This window comes from Streptococcus dysgalactiae subsp. dysgalactiae, from assembly GCF_900459225.1.
Lineage (GTDB): Bacteria > Bacillota > Bacilli > Lactobacillales > Streptococcaceae > Streptococcus > Streptococcus dysgalactiae.
On the sequence record NZ_UHFH01000003.1, the window covers coordinates 315,534 to 331,663 of the forward strand.

The window sequence follows — 16,130 nt, forward strand, 5'->3', positions numbered from 1 at the left end:
CAAACAGAAAGCGTTTTATTCCGAAAAGAGCCCAACAGGCTCTTTTTTAGCTATACTAAATGTATCAAAAGCGAGAAAACAAGGAGATGATTCACATGACTAAAACTTATTCTATGATTTATCAAAGCGTTGTGATTGGAACAATTGTTCTCATTTCAAAGGTATTGGAGACCTTATCCCCAATAAAATTACCAGCTTCTGTTATTGGACTTGTCTTATTATTTATAGCTTTAACGACTAAAGTGATTAGTCTTAGTCAAGTGGAAAAAGTAGCAGATCTTTTGGTTGGCAATATCGGTCTCTTCTTTGTTCCTGCTGGTATTTCAGTGATTAATTGTTTAGGGATTTTGAAAGAACATTTTATTTTAAACATGCTTCTGATTTTTATTTCAACACTCTTGTTGCTTGTTGGAACTGGTTGGATGACACAATTATTAATGGGAGCAGGTGTCAAGAAACCAGCTTTGGGAAAACCAGGTCTCTTGGTCAAAGGGTCATTTCAGGATGAGCGTCATCTGGTAGCTAGTAAAGTCTTGGCTAAATAAGAAGAAAGGAGCTAGTTATGGCAGCATTTATTGATATTTTACGGGTTTCTCCTATTTTCGGTGTTCTTTTATCTGTAGGGACCTTCTTTATTGGCCAGATTTTGTTTAAAAAATCAAAAGGTTTCTTCCTCTTTGCGCCCCTCTTTGTTGCCATGATTCTTGGGATTGCTACCTTGAGCGCAACCGGTATTAGTTTTGCCGAGTACAATAAGGGTGGCCAAATCATTAGTTTCTTTTTGGAACCTGCTACCATTTGCTTTGCTATTCCCCTCTACCGTAAACGAGATGTTTTGAAACAATATTGGCTTCAGATTATTGGTGGAATTACGTTAGGCAGTGTTGTCGCAGTCTATGGAATTTATCTCGTATCAAGTTTATTCCATCTTGGTAGAGTAGTGGTTGCGTCGATGTTACCTCAGGCGGCAACAACAGCCATTGCTATGCCAACATCAGTTTCCATGAGGGGGATCAGCAGAATTAACTTCGCTAGCTTGTATTTTAAATGGTGTGATTATTTATGCCTTAGCAAAACCGTTGATTCAATTGTTTAAGATAAAAGATCCCATTGCACGTGGTTTAGCCTTAGGAACAGCAGGCCATGCGCTTGGGGTTTCGGCAGCCAAAGATTTTGGTCAAGTCGAAGAGTCAATGGTTTCCATTGCCCTAGTTGTGGTTGGCATTATTGTTACTGTGGTGGTACCCATTATGGGAAGTATCTTTCTTTAAAAATTGTTATCTCCTACCTCTAAGTCCTTCTAGCGAATGTTCTCGTCTTTAGGAGGATTTTTGGTGATAAGAACTCATTTTTTAAAACTTGAGCAGGAAAACGATTTATTTGTAGAGTAAAGCTTTCTTTTTTTCTGATTTTCCTGTAGAATATTTGATATGAAAACCATTCGATTATCAAAGTATTTAGGAATCCTATTCCTATTAGTAACTCTTGCTAGCGTTGGCTCTAGTTTTTATTTCTTCCATGTTGCCCAAGTACGGGATGAGAAAACATTCATTAACAATAAAAAACGCAGTACGGATAACCCGCTATACCCAGCTGAGCAAGCTTTTGATGCTTTACCACGTGAAAAGCGTTACATGACCCATCGTGGGTTTAATCAAGTAGCATGGTATTTACCAGCTGCGAAAGAAACCCAAAAGACAGCTGTCGTGGTTCATGGTTTTGCTAACAATAAGTCAAACATGAAACCTTATGCCATGCTTTTTCACGATTTGGGTTATAATGTCCTGATGCCAGACAATGAAGCTCATGGAGAAAGCCAAGGAAACTTAATCGGCTATGGCTGGAATGATCGGTTGAATGTCATAGCTTGGACAAATCAGTTGATTAAGAAAAAACCAGACAGTCAAATCACCCTTTTTGGACTTTCTATGGGAGCTGCCACAGTCATGATGGCAAGTGGGGAAAAATTACCTGAGCAGGTTACCTCTATTATTGAAGATTGTGGTTATACTAGCGTTTGGGATGAATTGAAGTTTCAGGCTAAGGCTATGTACAACTTGCCTGCCTTCCCATTGCTCTATGAAGTTTCTGCCTTATCTAAGATTCGAGCGGGTTTTAGTTACGCAGAGGCAAGTTCAGTGAGACAACTGGCTAAAAATAAGCGGCCCACTTTATTTATTCATGGGGACAAAGATGATTTTGTTCCTACAAAAATGGTTTACGACAATTACAAGGCTACTAAAGGTCCTAAGGAAATCTTGATTGTTAAAGGGGCAAAACATGCCAGATCCTTTGAAACAAACCCAGTACAATACCAGAAAAAAATTGCTGCATTTTTGCAAAAAATTGATAAATAAGTATTGACAGCCATCCTCATAGTTGCTATAATAATTTATGTTGCTGATGAGCAGCGGGGATGGCGGAATTGGCAGACGCGCAGGACTAAGGATCCTGTGACCGCTTTAGGTCGTGTGGGTTCAAGTCCCACTCTCCGCATAGTAAGAGATGAATCGTTGATTCATCTCTTTTCGTTTGCTTCAAATAAAGCTGATTAGGTAGCATTGATTTCGAGAAAAGTTTGGATAATCTGCGTTGGGAAAACGCTTTAAGCTTGTGAAAGACTAGAAATTTATGGGAAATTGTGCTAGAATGAACAGTGTAAACGGGGAGTTATCCCGAAAAATAAGAGGAGGCCTTACAAATGGCAATCGTTTCAGCAGAAAAATTTGTCCAAGCAGCTCGTGAAAACGGATATGCTGTTGGTGGATTCAACACAAACAACTTAGAGTGGACTCAAGCAATCTTGCGTGCAGCAGAAGCTAAACAAGCTCCAGTTCTTATCCAAACATCAATGGGTGCAGCAAAATACATGGGTGGTTACAAAGTATGTCAATCTCTTATCGCTAACCTTGTTGAATCAATGGGTATCACAGTTCCTGTTGCTATTCACCTTGACCACGGTCACTACGAAGATGCTCTTGAGTGTATCGAAGTAGGTTACACTTCTATCATGTTTGATGGTTCACACCTTCCAGTTGAAGAAAACCTTGCTAAGACTGCAGAAGTTGTTAAAATTGCACATGCTAAAGGCGTTTCAGTTGAAGCTGAAGTTGGTACAATCGGTGGTGAAGAAGACGGAATCATCGGTAAAGGTGAGCTTGCTCCAATCGAAGATGCTAAAGCAATGGTTGAAACTGGAATTGACTTCTTGGCAGCTGGTATCGGTAACATCCACGGTCCATACCCAGAAAACTGGGAAGGTCTTGCTCTTGACCACTTAGAAAAATTAACAGCAGCTGTACCAGGCTTCCCAATCGTATTGCACGGTGGTTCTGGTATTCCTGACGATCAAATCAAAGAAGCAATCCGTCTTGGTGTTGCTAAAATTAACGTTAACACTGAAAGCCAAATTGCTTTCTCTAACGCAACTCGTGAATTTGCTCGTAACTACGAAGCTAACGAAGCAGAATACGATGGTAAAAAATTATTTGACCCACGTAAATTCTTGGCTCCAGGTATGAAAGCTGTTCAAGGCGCTGTTGAAGAACGTATCGACGTTTTCGGATCAGCGAATAAAGCATAATTTAGAGTATTAAATTTATGAAAGCCCTCTTGAGGGCTCAGACCGAAGACAAAGTCTCTGGAAACTCATTTTCCAGAGGCTTTTCTTGTGCTTTAGGAGTATAATAAAAGAAAACGGTTGCGAGGGATGAGCCTTTGGATGTGGTGTTAGAGGTCGGTGAGAACGGTCTTTCAGCGCATGAGAGAGGCTTTTGAGACCTTGTAGCGTCGACAGATGAAGGCAACTGAGGTACCATTTCGGCAGGTTTTAGTGTTTCCCACGCCAAACGCATGAAGAAACTTTTGTTTTCAGAAAACTAGATTCATAATGACAAAATCAATCAAACAAAGTAGTACACTATAGATGAGGTGACTACGATGATTGATTTTATTATTTCTATTGATGATTGCGCAGTTGAATTGGATAGTCGTCAATCTTGGAAAATTCGCTACTCCTTATCAACCCTTCTATTTCTTGTCTTCGTTTGTCAGTTAGCTGGCATTGAAACCTGGAAGGAGATGGAAGATTTTATTGAAATGAATGAACCATTGTTTGCGACCTACGTTGATTTGAGTGAAGGTTGTCCGTCTCATGATACCTTAGAGCGTGTGATTAGTCTTGTTAATTCAGACCGTTTAAAAGAGCTTAAAGTTCAATTTGAGCAATCATTGACAAGCTTAGATGCCGTTCATCAACTGATTTCAGTGGACGGTAAAACGATTCGAGGCAATCGAGGTAAAAATCAGAAGCCTGTTCATATTGTAACGGCTTATGATGGGGGTCATCATCTTAGTTTGGGACAGGTAGCGGTTGAGGAGAAAAGTAATGAAATTGTTGCCATTCCTCAGTTATTGCGGACGATTGATATCCGTAAAAGCATTGTAACGATAGACGCAATGGGCACGCAGACGGCTATCGTTGATACGATTATTAGAAGATTATTTAGTCCAATTATTTGGAGAAAGAGGCTAAGCAGATGATTGATTTAAAAAGGAATCTTTTCAAAATTGATGTTCGGGCACAAAAGGATGAAGAGAAAGTTTTCATGCGTACGGCGTGTAGTGTTTCCAGAGTGTGTGGAAAATAGCGAAGGTTTTATGATATACTAGTCATGAGAAGACTCCTTTTTTGGTGGGCGATGGTACTCTTATCATACCAAGGAATCTTCTTTTTGACTTCTAGAAGTCTCACATTAATTGTAATGCTACAGCGGGGCAAAAAAGAAAATCAAAAATAACTTGCCAAACACCACCCCCTATGATAAAATAGATAAGTATGTGGTGCTAGCACATCCGTAAACATATTCTACGTAGGAGGAAACAGATCAAAATGGCTAAAGTATGTTATTTTACAGGACGTAAAACCGTTTCTGGAAACAACCGTTCACACGCGATGAACCAAACAAAACGTACAGTTAAACCAAATCTTCAAAAAGTAACTATCCTTGTTGATGGTAAACCTAAAAAAGTTTGGGCTTCTGCTCGTGCGCTTAAATCTGGTAAAGTAGAACGCATCTAATAGAAATAAGCCTTAGGGCTTTTTTTCTTAGTCTCTTTTCGGAAATGGGGAGAGTTGAAGAAGGGCTATCTCTTATGATTCACCCTATCTCTTTTACATTAGCTGTAGATTATGGTAAAATAACATGAACAATAACTTTTTGAGGTAGTAAATATGACTGTAAAAATCAATACAAAAGATGGTCTAATCGAACTATCCGACGATGTTATCGCAACTGTCGTGGGTGGGTCAGCAACGGAAATTTTTGGCGTTGTTGGAATGGCTAGTAAAAGTGCAATCAAGGACAATTTCCAATCGCTACTTCGCAAAGAAAACTATGCAAAAGGTGTTGTAGTGAAATCAACAGATATGGGTATTTCTGTTGATGTATACACTGTGATGAGTTATGGTGTGAAGATCAGTGAAGTCTCTAAAAATATCCAAGAACGCGTGAAATTTAACCTTGAGAGTCAGCTTGGTCTTGCTGCTGATATGGTTAATGTTTACGTTCAAAATATTAAGGTTGTAGGAGAAAATTAGTGTCAAATATTACAACAAGCTTATTCCAAGAAATGGTCCAAGCGGCAGCGACTCGTCTTGGTAAACAAGCAGAATATGTTAATTCCTTAAACGTTTTCCCTGTCCCAGATGGAGACACAGGGACAAATATGGGCATGACGATGGACAACGGTGCCAAAGAAGTGGCGGATAAACCGGCTTCAACTGTTGGTGAAGTTGGTCAAATTTTGTCAAAAGGTCTTTTAATGGGAGCGCGTGGAAACTCTGGGGTTATCACCTCACAACTCTTCCGTGGTTTTGGACAAAGTGTAAAAGGAAAAGACGAGCTCACGGGTAAAGATTTGGCACAAGCCTTTCAAATGGGAGTAGAAGTTGCTTACAAGGCAGTGATGAAGCCTGTTGAAGGAACAATCTTGACAGTATCTCGTGGAGCAGCAACTGCAGCCTTGAAAAAAGCAGACCTTACAGATGATGCAGTGGAAGTTATGCAAGCTGCTTTAGATGGTGCAAAAGGTGCCCTTGCTAAGACTCCTGATTTACTTCCTGTTCTTAAAGAAGTTGGTGTGGTTGACTCAGGTGGTCAAGGACTGGTTTTCATCTATGAAGGATTCCTATCTGCTTTAAATGGTGACTATGTAGCTTCAGAAGATTTTAAAGCGACTCCTGCTAACATGTCTGAAATGATTAATGCAGAGCATCACAAATCTGTTGTCGGTCATGTGGCTACTGAAGATATTACTTACGGTTATTGTACTGAAATCATGGTTGCTCTTAAACAAGGACCAACTTATGTGAAAGAATTCAACTACGATGAATTTCAAGGATATCTTAGCGGCCTAGGAGACTCATTATTAGTAGTTAACGATGACGAGATTGTTAAAGTTCACGTCCATACTGAAGATCCAGGACTCGTGATGCAAGAAGGTCTTAAATATGGTTCGCTTATTAAGATTAAAGTGGACAATATGCGTAATCAGCATGAAGCACAGGTTCAAAGGACTGATACCGAAGAAAGCAAAGCTGAGGCAAAAGACTTTGGCTTGATTGCAGTGGTTGCTGGAGAAGGTTTATCTGAAATCTTCAAGGCACAAGGTGTTGATTATGTGATTTCTGGTGGTCAAACCATGAACCCATCAACAGAAGATATTGTAAAAGCTATTGAAGCAGTTAATGCCAAGCAAGTCATTATCTTACCAAATAATAAAAATATCTTTATGGCTGCCCAATCTGCTGCAGAAGTGGTTGATATTCCGGCTGCTGTTGTTGAAACACGTACTGTTCCGCAAGGATTTACTAGCCTGTTAGCCTTTGACCCTTCCAAATCTTTAGAAGACAATGTAGCAGATATGTCAGCTAGTCTTTCTGACGTAGTTAGCGGTAGCGTCACTTTGGCAGTCCGTGACACTACTATTGATGGTTTAGAAATCCATGAAAATGATTTCTTGGGAATGGTTGATGGTAAAATCGTCGTTTCGAACCCAGATATGGAAGCAACTCTAAAAGCTGCCTTTGAAAAAATGATTGACGAAGATAGCGAGATTGTGACTATTTTTGTTGGTGAAGAAGGTGATCAAGACTTGGCAGAAGACCTTGCTGAGTATTTAGAAGATACTTATGAAGATGTAGAAGTTGAGATCCATCAAGGAGATCAGCCTGTTTATCCATATCTCATGAGTGTAGAATAATAGAATACAATAAAAAAGAGGAGTTAGGCAGAGGTCTAACCCTTTTTGTCTATATTGATGTCGTAATGAGTGGTTTTAGTGATGGTAAGCCCCCTGAAAAATAAGGGCAATCCATCAGAAAGCTAATGGTTACGATTTAATTTGACAAAGCCTAGAAAAACATTATAATTGTCTTATAACAATAAGTCAAGAGCTGAAAATGGTTCAGCTCTAAGATATAACAAGAAGGAGATTTTATGTTAGGACCAGTTATCTTTATTGCTTTTGGGGTTATTATTATCCTAGCTATTGTTGCCAGCACCCTTTATGTGGTTCGCCAACAATCTGTTGCCATTGTGGAACGTTTTGGTAGGTACCAAAAAACAGCAACTAGTGGTATTCATATCCGACTTCCGTTTGGGATTGATAAAATTGCTGCGCGTGTGCAGTTGCGCCTTTTACAGTCAGAAATCATCGTTGAAACTAAAACCAAAGATAATGTGTTTGTGACCTTGAATGTGGCCACTCAGTACCGTGTTAACGAGCAAAATGTAACGGATGCTTACTATAAATTAATGAAGCCTGAATCTCAAATCAAGTCTTATATTGAAGATGCCTTGCGATCATCAGTACCTAAATTAACTTTAGATGAATTGTTTGAGAAAAAAGATGAAATTGCCTTGGAAGTACAACATCAAGTGGCAGAAGAAATGTCAACTTATGGTTACATTATTGTCAAAACCTTGATTACCAAGGTGGAGCCTGATGCTGAAGTGAAACAGTCAATGAATGAAATCAATGCGGCTCAACGAAAACGTGTAGCTGCTCAAGAGTTGGCAAATGCAGATAAAATTAAAATTGTGACAGCAGCAGAAGCTGAAGCTGAAAAAGATCGCTTGCACGGGGTAGGGATTGCCCAACAGCGTAAGGCCATTGTAGATGGTTTGGCCGAGTCTATTCAAGAGCTTAAAGAGGCGAATATTTCCTTAAACGAAGAACAAATCATGTCCATCTTGTTGACCAACCAATACCTGGATACTCTCAATACCTTTGCAGCAAAAGGAAACCAAACCCTTTTCCTACCAAATACACCAAATGGAGTAGATGATATCCGTACACAAGTATTATCTGCCCTTAAAACGAGGTAGTAAACTAAAAGTATTTTAAAAGGGATTCTTTATTTATAACCAATATGTTAATGAAAGTATTTTAATAGGAATACTTTTTATTCAATGATATGGTTAACTTATCGATAAAAGTTATGCATATTAAACTCAGGTCAACCGTTGCATTAACTAATATACTAGATATCCGCTCCCATAATTGTGGCAAACGATAAAAAAATCAAGAATAAGCATTGTGCTTATCATTAAGAAAAACGATAAAACAGCTTATCCCATCTCAACCAGGTAGTAACTCATTATTGAAGTGGTTATAGGAATTACCGTAATAAACTTTTTATTAAATTAGAAGAACCCTAAGCTAATAGCTGAGCCTAGGATATTAAGTTAATGCGTTTTTACTTGAGATAAAGAATTAGTAATAGTAATATTTATATTTTCTATGTGGTTTCTGGTTATTTGTGGAATAGATGACTAAATAAGCGCTCTAACAAATTAATGTGGTATTATGAGTACCTAAATAACAGGATGTCAATGATATTTCTAAACCTTTTTTAATTATAGGTAATAAATAAAAGGTGTAGAAACTCTTAAACTATCAAGCACTTATCAGTTTATCTAACTTAATTCAATAAGTAGTATTCTAAATAAGAAGAAGAAAGAAATAATGAAATATTTTTTTAGAGATATCAACTGGTATCGGATCGGTTGGATTTTAATCCTTGGCTTTTTAACTATGACGGCTAGTGATGTCTTAAAATTTTTATTGATACCAGAAGTTAGCAAAAGCAATCCCTATTGGTATACTTTTATGTCGTATTTCAATTTTATTAGTTTATGGATTGTTGTTCTTTTGGTAGTTTATTATTTTCCAAATAATCGCTATATTAAAGAAGCTATTTTAAAAACTACCAAAGGAAATACTTATGGGTTATTATCTTGGGGACTATTTTTAGGTTTTTTGTTAAATAGTTTTTGTGCTTTAATTGCATTTTGGAATGGTGATATTCATTTAGACTTTAAAGGGTTTGAATTATTACCAGTGATAGGCTTGTTTGTAGCTGTCTTTATTCAATCTTCAGCGGAAGAAGTATTTTGTAGAGGCTTTCTTTATCAGAAGCTATTAAAAGCAGATGCTAGACCAATTTTTGCTATCGTTATTAATTCATTGTTTTTTTCTTTGCTTCACTTTTTTAATGATGGAGTATCCCTTCTAGCATTTTATGATTTATTAATAACAGGTGTATTCTTTTCACTTGTGGTTTATTATTTTGATAGTTTATGGATGGCAATGGGGTTACATGCTACATGGAATTTCACTCAGAGTATACTACTAGGATTACCTAATAGTGGGGAGTCATTCCCTTATTCAGTGTTTCATCTAGATTTAAATAGAGTTCATGATAGTTTTGCTTATAATAGTGCTTTTGGACTAGAAGGAACATTTTTATCTTCTTTCATCATGACTGTTGCTTGCATTGTGCTTTACATTTATAAAAGAAAAGATAAAAATCTTTTTTGGAAATAGCACTGGATTGTAAGCTGGCTATAAATTGCTGATAAGGGGATATCAATCTAAATAAAATTTATAAACTATTCTAAAGTAGCTAAAATAAAGCAGAACTTTACAATATCTCGAAAGTTTCATGATTACTATCCTTTATGATGTTAACAGAAATAGCCCATCATTAAGCAAGTGAAACACGGTTTTAACCTATCTCGAGTTTTAACCATGGTTGTGACGGTTTTGTTATCTCTGTCCTCTGCTAAGCGACTAGTCTATACTTGATTGGTTATTGAGTCCTATTATCAAAAAAATTTTTTCTAGCAACCAATAATTGTAATCTGGAATAGTATCTTTCATGTTTTGTATGATTTTGATAACTTTAGGGTGTTCTAAACGTTTCTTTTTGGTAATCGGTATTATAGAATCAAAAAATGACTAAGACGGAGGGAAGTGTCTTAGTCATTTTTTTGTCTGACTTATATTTGGAGAGATAAAAATAGAATCCTATTTTTTACCGTAACGTTTGTACTCATGAATAATTTTCAGAGCACGTTTTCTGGTTTTAATATTGGGACTTTTCAGTCTTCTGTAAGCTGACGACAAGTCAGTTTTTTCTGCCATATTATCCTCCTAAATATAAATTGTTAACGTTAACGAGAATAAGTATAACACAAAATAATTAACCAGTAAAGTATTTTGCGCAAATTATTTAGTAATTTTATATAAAAGCCCAGCTTGGAAGTTCTAAAATGAAGACAGCCAGTTGAGAGTATGAAAGACTCCGAGATGCAAAACTATTATACACCCAAAGGGAAACAATTGACACTAGCTGATCGCAGAAACATTGAGCGTTAGTTCCACGAAGACTATTCAAATCGTGACATTGCTGGAAGATTGGTTAAAGCTCCTCAAACCATTATCAATGAAGTTAAACGTGGACAAGTGAGACAACAAGTGTGTAAAGGGAAATTTGAAGTACTCTACTTAGCTGATTTCCCTCAAGAAGCTTATTAAAACAATCGCAAACGTTCTGTTAAACAGGTCTCCCTAACCAAGGGACTCAAAGAAAAGATAACTCACTACATCATACACAGATACTCTCCTGAAATGATGGTCAAAACAAAAGGGATTAAGGTCCCTATTGCAACCATCTATTACTGGATTCTTCATGGGCACTTAAGATTTACCGAATCTGACACGCTCTATTCTCGCAAAGTGAAAGCTAATAAAAAACAAGCCAGTCTTGACTTTAAGCCTGCTGGAAAATCTATCGAGGTGCGATCAGAGAGCATTAATAAGCGTGAGCATTTTGGAGACTTTGAGATTGATACTGTTATTCAGCCATGAGCTAAAAATGAGTGTCTACTGACACTAACCGACACAAAGAGTCGCTATCAACTCATTCGCCTCATTCTTGATAAGTCGGATTCTTCTGTGAACCAAGCGCTAAAAGCTATTCTTAAAGAGTGTCAGATTAACTCTATCAAAGCAGACAACGGGGATGAATTCAGTCCATTAGCTGAAGTTTTTAATCCCGAGCACATTTACTATGCTTATCCTTATGCATCGTGGAAACGTGGGACTAATAAAAATCATAACAGGCTGATACCCCGTTGGTGGCCTAAGAGAAGTAAAAATGCGACCCAGCAACAAGTCGCATGCATTGAAAATTGGATAAATAACTATCCAAAGAAAATACTAGGTTACAAATCACCCAGAGAATTTGGGCAAAGTAGCTAACTTAATTTTAGAACTTTCATAAAAGCCCAGCTTTCTTTTATTAGCTGAGCTTTTGGGTTATTTTAAGAAACGTTGTAAAAATTCTTTGGTACGATCTTGTGTGGGATTCTCAAAAATTTGTTGAGGTGAACCTTCTTCAGCAATCAAGCCCTTATCCATGAAAATGATACGGTCGGAGACATCACGAGCAAATTCCATTTCATGGGTAACGATAATCATGGTCAACCCTGATTTTGCCAAGTCCTGCATGGTTTTGAGGACCTCACCAACCATTTCAGGATCAAGTGCTGATGTTGGTTCATCAAAGAGCATGGCTTCTGGATTAACAGATAAGGCTCTGGCAATGGCTACCCGTTGTTTTTGACCACCGGATAATTGTTTTGGTTTGGCTTGCCAGTATTGTTCTGTCATACCAACCGCATTGAGGTTTTCCTTGGCAATTTGTTCTGCTTTTGCACGGTCTCTTTTGAGAACAGTGGTTTGAGCAACAATGGCATTTTCCAATACATTTAGGTTTTCAAACAAGTTAAAGGACTGGAAAACCATACCTAATTTTTCGCGATAGTGGGTTAAGTTATAGTGTTCAGCAAGAACATCTCCACCGTGAAAGAGAATCTGACCGGCGCTTGGTTCCTCTAAAAGATTGATTGAGCGTAGTAGGGTTGATTTTCCAGAACCAGAAGAACCGATAATGGAAATCACTTCTCCTTTGTTAACAGAAAGGGAAATATCCTTGAGTACTTCATTGCTGCCGTAAGATTTTTTGAGGTTTTTGATTTCAATAATTGGGTTAGACATTTGGGACCTCCGCAACCTGCATTTGGTTTGCTCCAGTGGTGTAAGTATCGGCATCGAAACGACGTTCAATATAACGAAGGATACGTGTCACCGTGAAGGTAAGGACAAAGTAGATGATGGCGATAATCGTAAAGGTTTGGAAATATTGGTAGGTTTGTGTGGCTACGGTATTACCTGAGAAGTAAAGTTCCACAACAGAGATAACATTCAAGACGGAAGTATCTTTGATATTGATGACAAACTCATTACCTGTTGCTGGTAAAATGTTGCGAACAACTTGTGGCAGCACAATTTTACGCATGGTTTGTCCGTGAGTAAAGCCAAGAGCAGTTGCTGCTTCGAATTGACCTTTGTCGACAGCGAAAATACCACCGCGGACAATTTCACTCATATAGGCACCTGTATTGATGGAAACGATAAAAATAGCCGCTAGGGTACGGTCAATGGAAATACCAAAGGCTTGCGCTGTTCCGTAGTAGATAACCATAGATTGAACAATCATCGGTGTGCCACGGAAGATTTCGATATAAATATTGAGTAACCAACCAAAGAGTTTTTGTCCTAAAGCAGCTACTTTATGCTTAGCTTTAGGAGCTGTACGGAAAATACCGATTAATAATCCAATGAAGAGACCTGTGATCGTCCCCACCATAGAGATTAATAAAGTCATACCTGTACCGCGTAAGAATTGCTTCCAGTTATTTTTAAAGATAGCCCACATTTGACCTAGGAATGATGGTTTAGCATCTTCGGCTTTCTTTTCCATAGGTTGCTTGGTAATCATATCATCCATCAGGGCCATACGATCAGTTTGAGAAAACCCTTCGAGCACTTGGTTGACAGTGGCAATACGATTATCATTCTTTTTCATCCCGACAGCGATAGCGGCATCTGATTCAGAAACAGTAAACCCTTTTTTAAGAGTGATCATTTTGAAGTGGCTATCAGCAGATTCAGCAGTCATGGCTTCAGGTCGTTCAGAAATATAAGCATCAATGACGCCTGAAGAAAGAGCTTGACGCATTTGAGAGAAATCCCCCATTGGGGTCTGCAATTTAGCATCTTTTAGCTGTGTTAAGAGGTTGACATGCCAAACGCCTTGTTGTGCAGTCACTTTGGCATTAGCAAAATCGTCAAGGCTAGTCGCACTAGCGTACTTACCATCTGCAGCTACAACCAAAACGGGTTCGCTAGTGTAGTAACTATTTGAGAAAGTAATTTCCTTTCGACGTTCATCAGTTGGGCTCATGCCGGCTGCTATCATATCGATTTTTCCGGAAGTTAAAGCTGGAATCAAGCCTGTCCAAGAAGTTTTTACGACTAAAAGTTCTTTGTTCATAGCCTTAGCGATTTTTTTAGCGACTTGGACATCGTAACCGTTGGCATATTGGCTAGTTCCTTCAATTGGAACAGCCCCATTTGAAGCATCATCTTGAGTCCAGTTAAAGGGAGCATAGGCTGCCTCCATTCCGACTCTTAAATATTGGTCTGCTTGAGCCTGGCTCATTCCTCCAAAAAGAAGGGCCAAGGCGACCAAACAGCTAAGGATTAGCTTTTTCATATAGGTCTCCTGTTTCAAAAATAGTATTCAGACCTATTTTACAGCAATTTGCATCCTATTTCAATATATTCTCAGAAAAATAGGGTAAAACATGAAAAAATATTCAAAAAAGTGAGTAAAAATAAGGTGAAAAGTTTGGCTTAGGTTTTGTCATCTCTCTAAAATATGGTAAAATGAGGGCAGAAAGAGGATGTTGCCATGAAAAAAATTCTGATGATGTTTGTGCTTTGCTTCAGTTTTTTAGGGATGCGAGTAACAGCAGCTGATGTAGACTATAGCATCACCAACTATGAAGGGCTGTTAGTCTTATCAAAGGAAAATACGGCTCGGTTTGAGCAGAAAGTTACCTATCAATTTGATACTTCTTATAACGGCCAGTATATTTCGCTGGGTCGGGCAGGTAATTTGCCAGATGAATTTTCTATTGACCAAAATCCTAAAGTTGAGGTATATCACAATGGTCAACAAGTACCCGTTAACCAAGAGTTTAGTGACCTTGGAGATGGCTACCGTTTAAAACTTTATAATGCTGGTCAAGCTGGAGATAAGGTTGACGTCAAGGTTATCTGGCAACTGCATCACCTCCTAACAGCTTATCAGGATGTGGCAGAACTAAATTGGACACCGATTAGTGACTGGGACAAAACATTAGAAAAGGTGAGTTTGACCGTCACGACCCCAGCTGATATTAAGGATTCTGGTCTATGGGCTCACAGAGGATATTACCAAAAGAACCCTCAAGTGTTAAAAGAAGGCAATGGTGAATATCAGATTAATGCCCAAAATGTTTCAGGGCGATTGGAATTACATGCTTATTGGGATAGAAAAGCATTATTGGGAGCAAAACCGGTTGATGTTGCAACGAGTAAAAAGGATAAGATTATAGCGTTAGAAACTAAGATTTTCAGACGAAGGGCTTTGTTAAAGCTACTATTTGGCAAGGTCATTCCTCTGGTGGAAATAGGTTTTCTTCTTTGGCAGTTAATACAGTTTACAAGATTAAAGAAACAGTTCAATCGTTATCATTTGGCCAACCATACAGATCACAGTTATGAAGTCCCTGAAGATCTTTCCCCTCTTGTTCTAACGCAGTATTTGTACAAGCAGAGTTTTACAGATTTATCACCTACAACACCAGAAACTCAGAGGTTCTGGGGACCTAAAGTGGTGACCTTTGAAACACTTGTTCAAGCTACCTTGTTGGATTTAATTGATCGAAAAGTATTACTCTTATCAAAAGAAGAAGGGAAAGCCTATCTTGAAATTGATCAGTTAAATCGGGTAACAGATGAGGAAGCTTCCTTCTTAGAAATGGCCTTTGGAAATAATGTGACATTACCAGTGGATCAATTGTTTAGCCAATACCATTATGATGCTGATACCATTAAACAGCTAAAGAAAACATACAATGGTAAAAAGTTAGAGCAAGAAGTTCGTCAATCGTCTGAGCAGGTGATTAAGGCGATGAAAAAAGCGTCGGCTGCTATTACAAGCAGTGTCCTAGAGGCCATCAAGAAGTTAGGTTTACCAGATAGTTATCGTCAAATGTCCTCATCAGAGAAACGAAAAAGTCATAGTGTGCAGGGGTTAGGCTGCTTGTTGGTTGTTCTGAATAGTAGTTTATTGATTTATCTGACTATGAAAGGAAGTGGGTTGGCCCCCATTTACCTTGCTTTACTTGGGTTGACCACGTGTCTCAGCTTTTACATTAACCTGCAATTAAGTCCATACCGTAAACTGGGCATTGAAACGCCTGAGGGAGCTGTTCGCTTGCACCAATGGCAGAGCTTTAAAAACATGATGCGAGACATTAATAAATTTGATGATGTGCCCATTGATGGTCTTGTGGTTTGGAATCGTATCTTGGTCTATGCGACCTTATTTGGCTATGCGAAGCAAATTGAACGCTATTTGAAGGTTCATCGCATTGCCTTACCTGAAGTTTACCAAGCCGTTCAACCAGGTGAGTTGTCAACGATAATGTATGCCACAACACCAGCCTTTGTGTCTAGTCTGTCTTCAGCTACTACTTCTTCAAACTTTTCGGTTTCTTCAGGAAGTGGTGTAAGCGGAGGCGGTGGCTTCTCTGGCGGAGGCGGCGGAGGAGGCGGGGGTGCCTTCTAAAAAAAGTCGCTTGGCCTCAGTCTCAGTTTAGAAAATC

General features: G+C 38.5%; 12 protein-coding genes, 1 tRNA gene and 4 pseudogenes. 13 read left to right on the top strand and 4 right to left on the bottom strand.

Annotation, left to right across the window (positions count from 1 at the left end):
- Positions 1 to 95: 95 nt before the first annotated feature.
- From lrgA to DYD17_RS01795, 5 genes and pseudogenes are all read left to right on the top strand, one after another.
- Positions 96 to 545 (top strand): antiholin-like murein hydrolase modulator LrgA, encoded by a 450-nt coding sequence (gene lrgA, locus DYD17_RS01775; RefSeq protein WP_003049630.1) that lies wholly within the window; start codon positions 96 to 98, stop codon positions 543 to 545.
- A gap of 17 nt (positions 546 to 562) precedes the next feature.
- Positions 563 to 1,271, top strand: a pseudogene (gene lrgB, locus DYD17_RS01780) (antiholin-like protein LrgB).
- A 159-nt stretch (positions 1,272 to 1,430) separates the two neighbouring features.
- Entirely contained in the window at positions 1,431 to 2,357 is a 927-nt protein-coding gene (locus tag DYD17_RS01785) for an alpha/beta hydrolase (protein ID WP_115252594.1), read from the top strand.
- A gap of 53 nt (positions 2,358 to 2,410) precedes the next feature.
- A tRNA-Leu gene (locus DYD17_RS01790) sits at positions 2,411 to 2,496 on the top strand.
- Positions 2,497 to 2,701: 205 nt separating this feature from the next.
- Entirely contained in the window at positions 2,702 to 3,583 is an 882-nt protein-coding gene (locus DYD17_RS01795; RefSeq protein WP_003049640.1) for a class II fructose-bisphosphate aldolase, read from the top strand.
- Between the two features lie 102 nt (positions 3,584 to 3,685).
- Here the strand turns inward: DYD17_RS01795 and DYD17_RS01800 are convergent.
- Positions 3,686 to 3,831 (bottom strand): annotated as a pseudogene (locus DYD17_RS01800) (IS481 family transposase); the annotation flags it as partial.
- Positions 3,832 to 3,939: 108 nt separating this feature from the next.
- Here DYD17_RS01800 and DYD17_RS01805 point away from each other — a divergent pair.
- The 6 genes and pseudogenes from DYD17_RS01805 to DYD17_RS01835 all read left to right on the top strand — a co-directional run.
- A pseudogene (locus DYD17_RS01805) lies at positions 3,940 to 4,497 on the top strand (ISAs1-like element IS1548 family transposase); the annotation flags it as partial.
- A gap of 394 nt (positions 4,498 to 4,891) precedes the next feature.
- The gene (gene rpmB, locus DYD17_RS01815; protein WP_002982870.1) at positions 4,892 to 5,080 is read left to right on the top strand and encodes a 50S ribosomal protein L28; all 189 of its coding nucleotides are present in this window, start codon (positions 4,892 to 4,894) and stop codon (positions 5,078 to 5,080) included.
- 153 nt (positions 5,081 to 5,233) lie between these two features.
- The gene (locus DYD17_RS01820; RefSeq protein ID WP_003049645.1) at positions 5,234 to 5,599 is read left to right on the top strand and encodes an Asp23/Gls24 family envelope stress response protein; all 366 of its coding nucleotides are present in this window, start codon (positions 5,234 to 5,236) and stop codon (positions 5,597 to 5,599) included.
- On the top strand, positions 5,599 to 7,263 hold the full coding sequence (locus DYD17_RS01825; protein WP_003049647.1) for a DAK2 domain-containing protein: 1,665 nt from the start codon (positions 5,599 to 5,601) through the stop codon (positions 7,261 to 7,263). The genes DYD17_RS01820 and DYD17_RS01825 overlap by 1 nt, the downstream gene beginning before the upstream one ends.
- A gap of 236 nt (positions 7,264 to 7,499) precedes the next feature.
- A complete protein-coding gene (locus tag DYD17_RS01830) occupies positions 7,500 to 8,390 on the top strand; it encodes an SPFH domain-containing protein (protein WP_115252595.1) in 891 nt (296 codons plus the stop codon).
- A 640-nt stretch (positions 8,391 to 9,030) separates the two neighbouring features.
- The gene (locus tag DYD17_RS01835; protein ID WP_115252596.1) at positions 9,031 to 9,891 is read left to right on the top strand and encodes a CPBP family intramembrane glutamic endopeptidase; all 861 of its coding nucleotides are present in this window, start codon (positions 9,031 to 9,033) and stop codon (positions 9,889 to 9,891) included.
- Positions 9,892 to 10,374: 483 nt separating this feature from the next.
- On the opposite strand, the gene DYD17_RS01840 is transcribed toward DYD17_RS01835, so the two are convergent.
- The gene (locus DYD17_RS01840) at positions 10,375 to 10,491 is read right to left on the bottom strand and encodes a putative metal homeostasis protein (protein ID WP_000818733.1); all 117 of its coding nucleotides are present in this window, start codon (positions 10,489 to 10,491) and stop codon (positions 10,375 to 10,377) included.
- 165 nt (positions 10,492 to 10,656) lie between these two features.
- Between DYD17_RS01840 and DYD17_RS01845 the strand changes: the two are divergent.
- A pseudogene (locus DYD17_RS01845) lies at positions 10,657 to 11,610 on the top strand (IS30 family transposase).
- A 57-nt stretch (positions 11,611 to 11,667) separates the two neighbouring features.
- On the opposite strand, the gene DYD17_RS01850 reads toward DYD17_RS01845, so the two are convergent.
- A complete protein-coding gene (locus tag DYD17_RS01850) occupies positions 11,668 to 12,408 on the bottom strand; it encodes an amino acid ABC transporter ATP-binding protein (RefSeq protein ID WP_115252597.1) in 741 nt (246 codons plus the stop codon).
- Positions 12,401 to 13,969 carry an ABC transporter substrate-binding protein/permease gene (locus DYD17_RS01855; RefSeq protein WP_115252598.1) on the bottom strand — a complete coding sequence of 523 codons (1,569 nt, stop codon included), beginning with the start codon at positions 13,967 to 13,969 and terminating at the stop codon, positions 12,401 to 12,403. Before DYD17_RS01855 ends, DYD17_RS01850 begins: the two co-directional genes overlap by 8 nt.
- A 198-nt stretch (positions 13,970 to 14,167) precedes the next feature.
- Between DYD17_RS01855 and DYD17_RS01860 the strand changes: the two genes are divergently transcribed.
- Positions 14,168 to 16,093, top strand: a complete 1,926-nt coding sequence (locus DYD17_RS01860; protein ID WP_115252599.1) for a DUF2207 domain-containing protein — start codon at positions 14,168 to 14,170, stop codon at positions 16,091 to 16,093.
- Positions 16,094 to 16,130: the final 37 nt, after the last annotated feature.

Coding starts and splice junctions, on each gene's coding strand:
- DYD17_RS01795 (WP_003049640.1), top strand. CDS start 2,702: ATGGCAATCGTTTCAGCAGAAAAATTTGTCCAAGCAGCTCGTGAAAAC.
- lrgA (WP_003049630.1), top strand. CDS start 96: ATGACTAAAACTTATTCTATGATTTATCAAAGCGTTGTGATTGGAACA.
- DYD17_RS01835 (WP_115252596.1), top strand. CDS start 9,031: ATGAAATATTTTTTTAGAGATATCAACTGGTATCGGATCGGTTGGATT.
- DYD17_RS01860 (WP_115252599.1), top strand. CDS start 14,168: ATGAAAAAAATTCTGATGATGTTTGTGCTTTGCTTCAGTTTTTTAGGG.
- DYD17_RS01840 (WP_000818733.1), bottom strand. CDS start 10,491: ATGGCAGAAAAAACTGACTTGTCGTCAGCTTACAGAAGACTGAAAAGT.
- DYD17_RS01855 (WP_115252598.1), bottom strand. CDS start 13,969: ATGAAAAAGCTAATCCTTAGCTGTTTGGTCGCCTTGGCCCTTCTTTTT.
- rpmB (WP_002982870.1), top strand. CDS start 4,892: ATGGCTAAAGTATGTTATTTTACAGGACGTAAAACCGTTTCTGGAAAC.
- DYD17_RS01850 (WP_115252597.1), bottom strand. CDS start 12,408: ATGTCTAACCCAATTATTGAAATCAAAAACCTCAAAAAATCTTACGGC.
- DYD17_RS01785 (WP_115252594.1), top strand. CDS start 1,431: ATGAAAACCATTCGATTATCAAAGTATTTAGGAATCCTATTCCTATTA.
- DYD17_RS01830 (WP_115252595.1), top strand. CDS start 7,500: ATGTTAGGACCAGTTATCTTTATTGCTTTTGGGGTTATTATTATCCTA.
- DYD17_RS01820 (WP_003049645.1), top strand. CDS start 5,234: ATGACTGTAAAAATCAATACAAAAGATGGTCTAATCGAACTATCCGAC.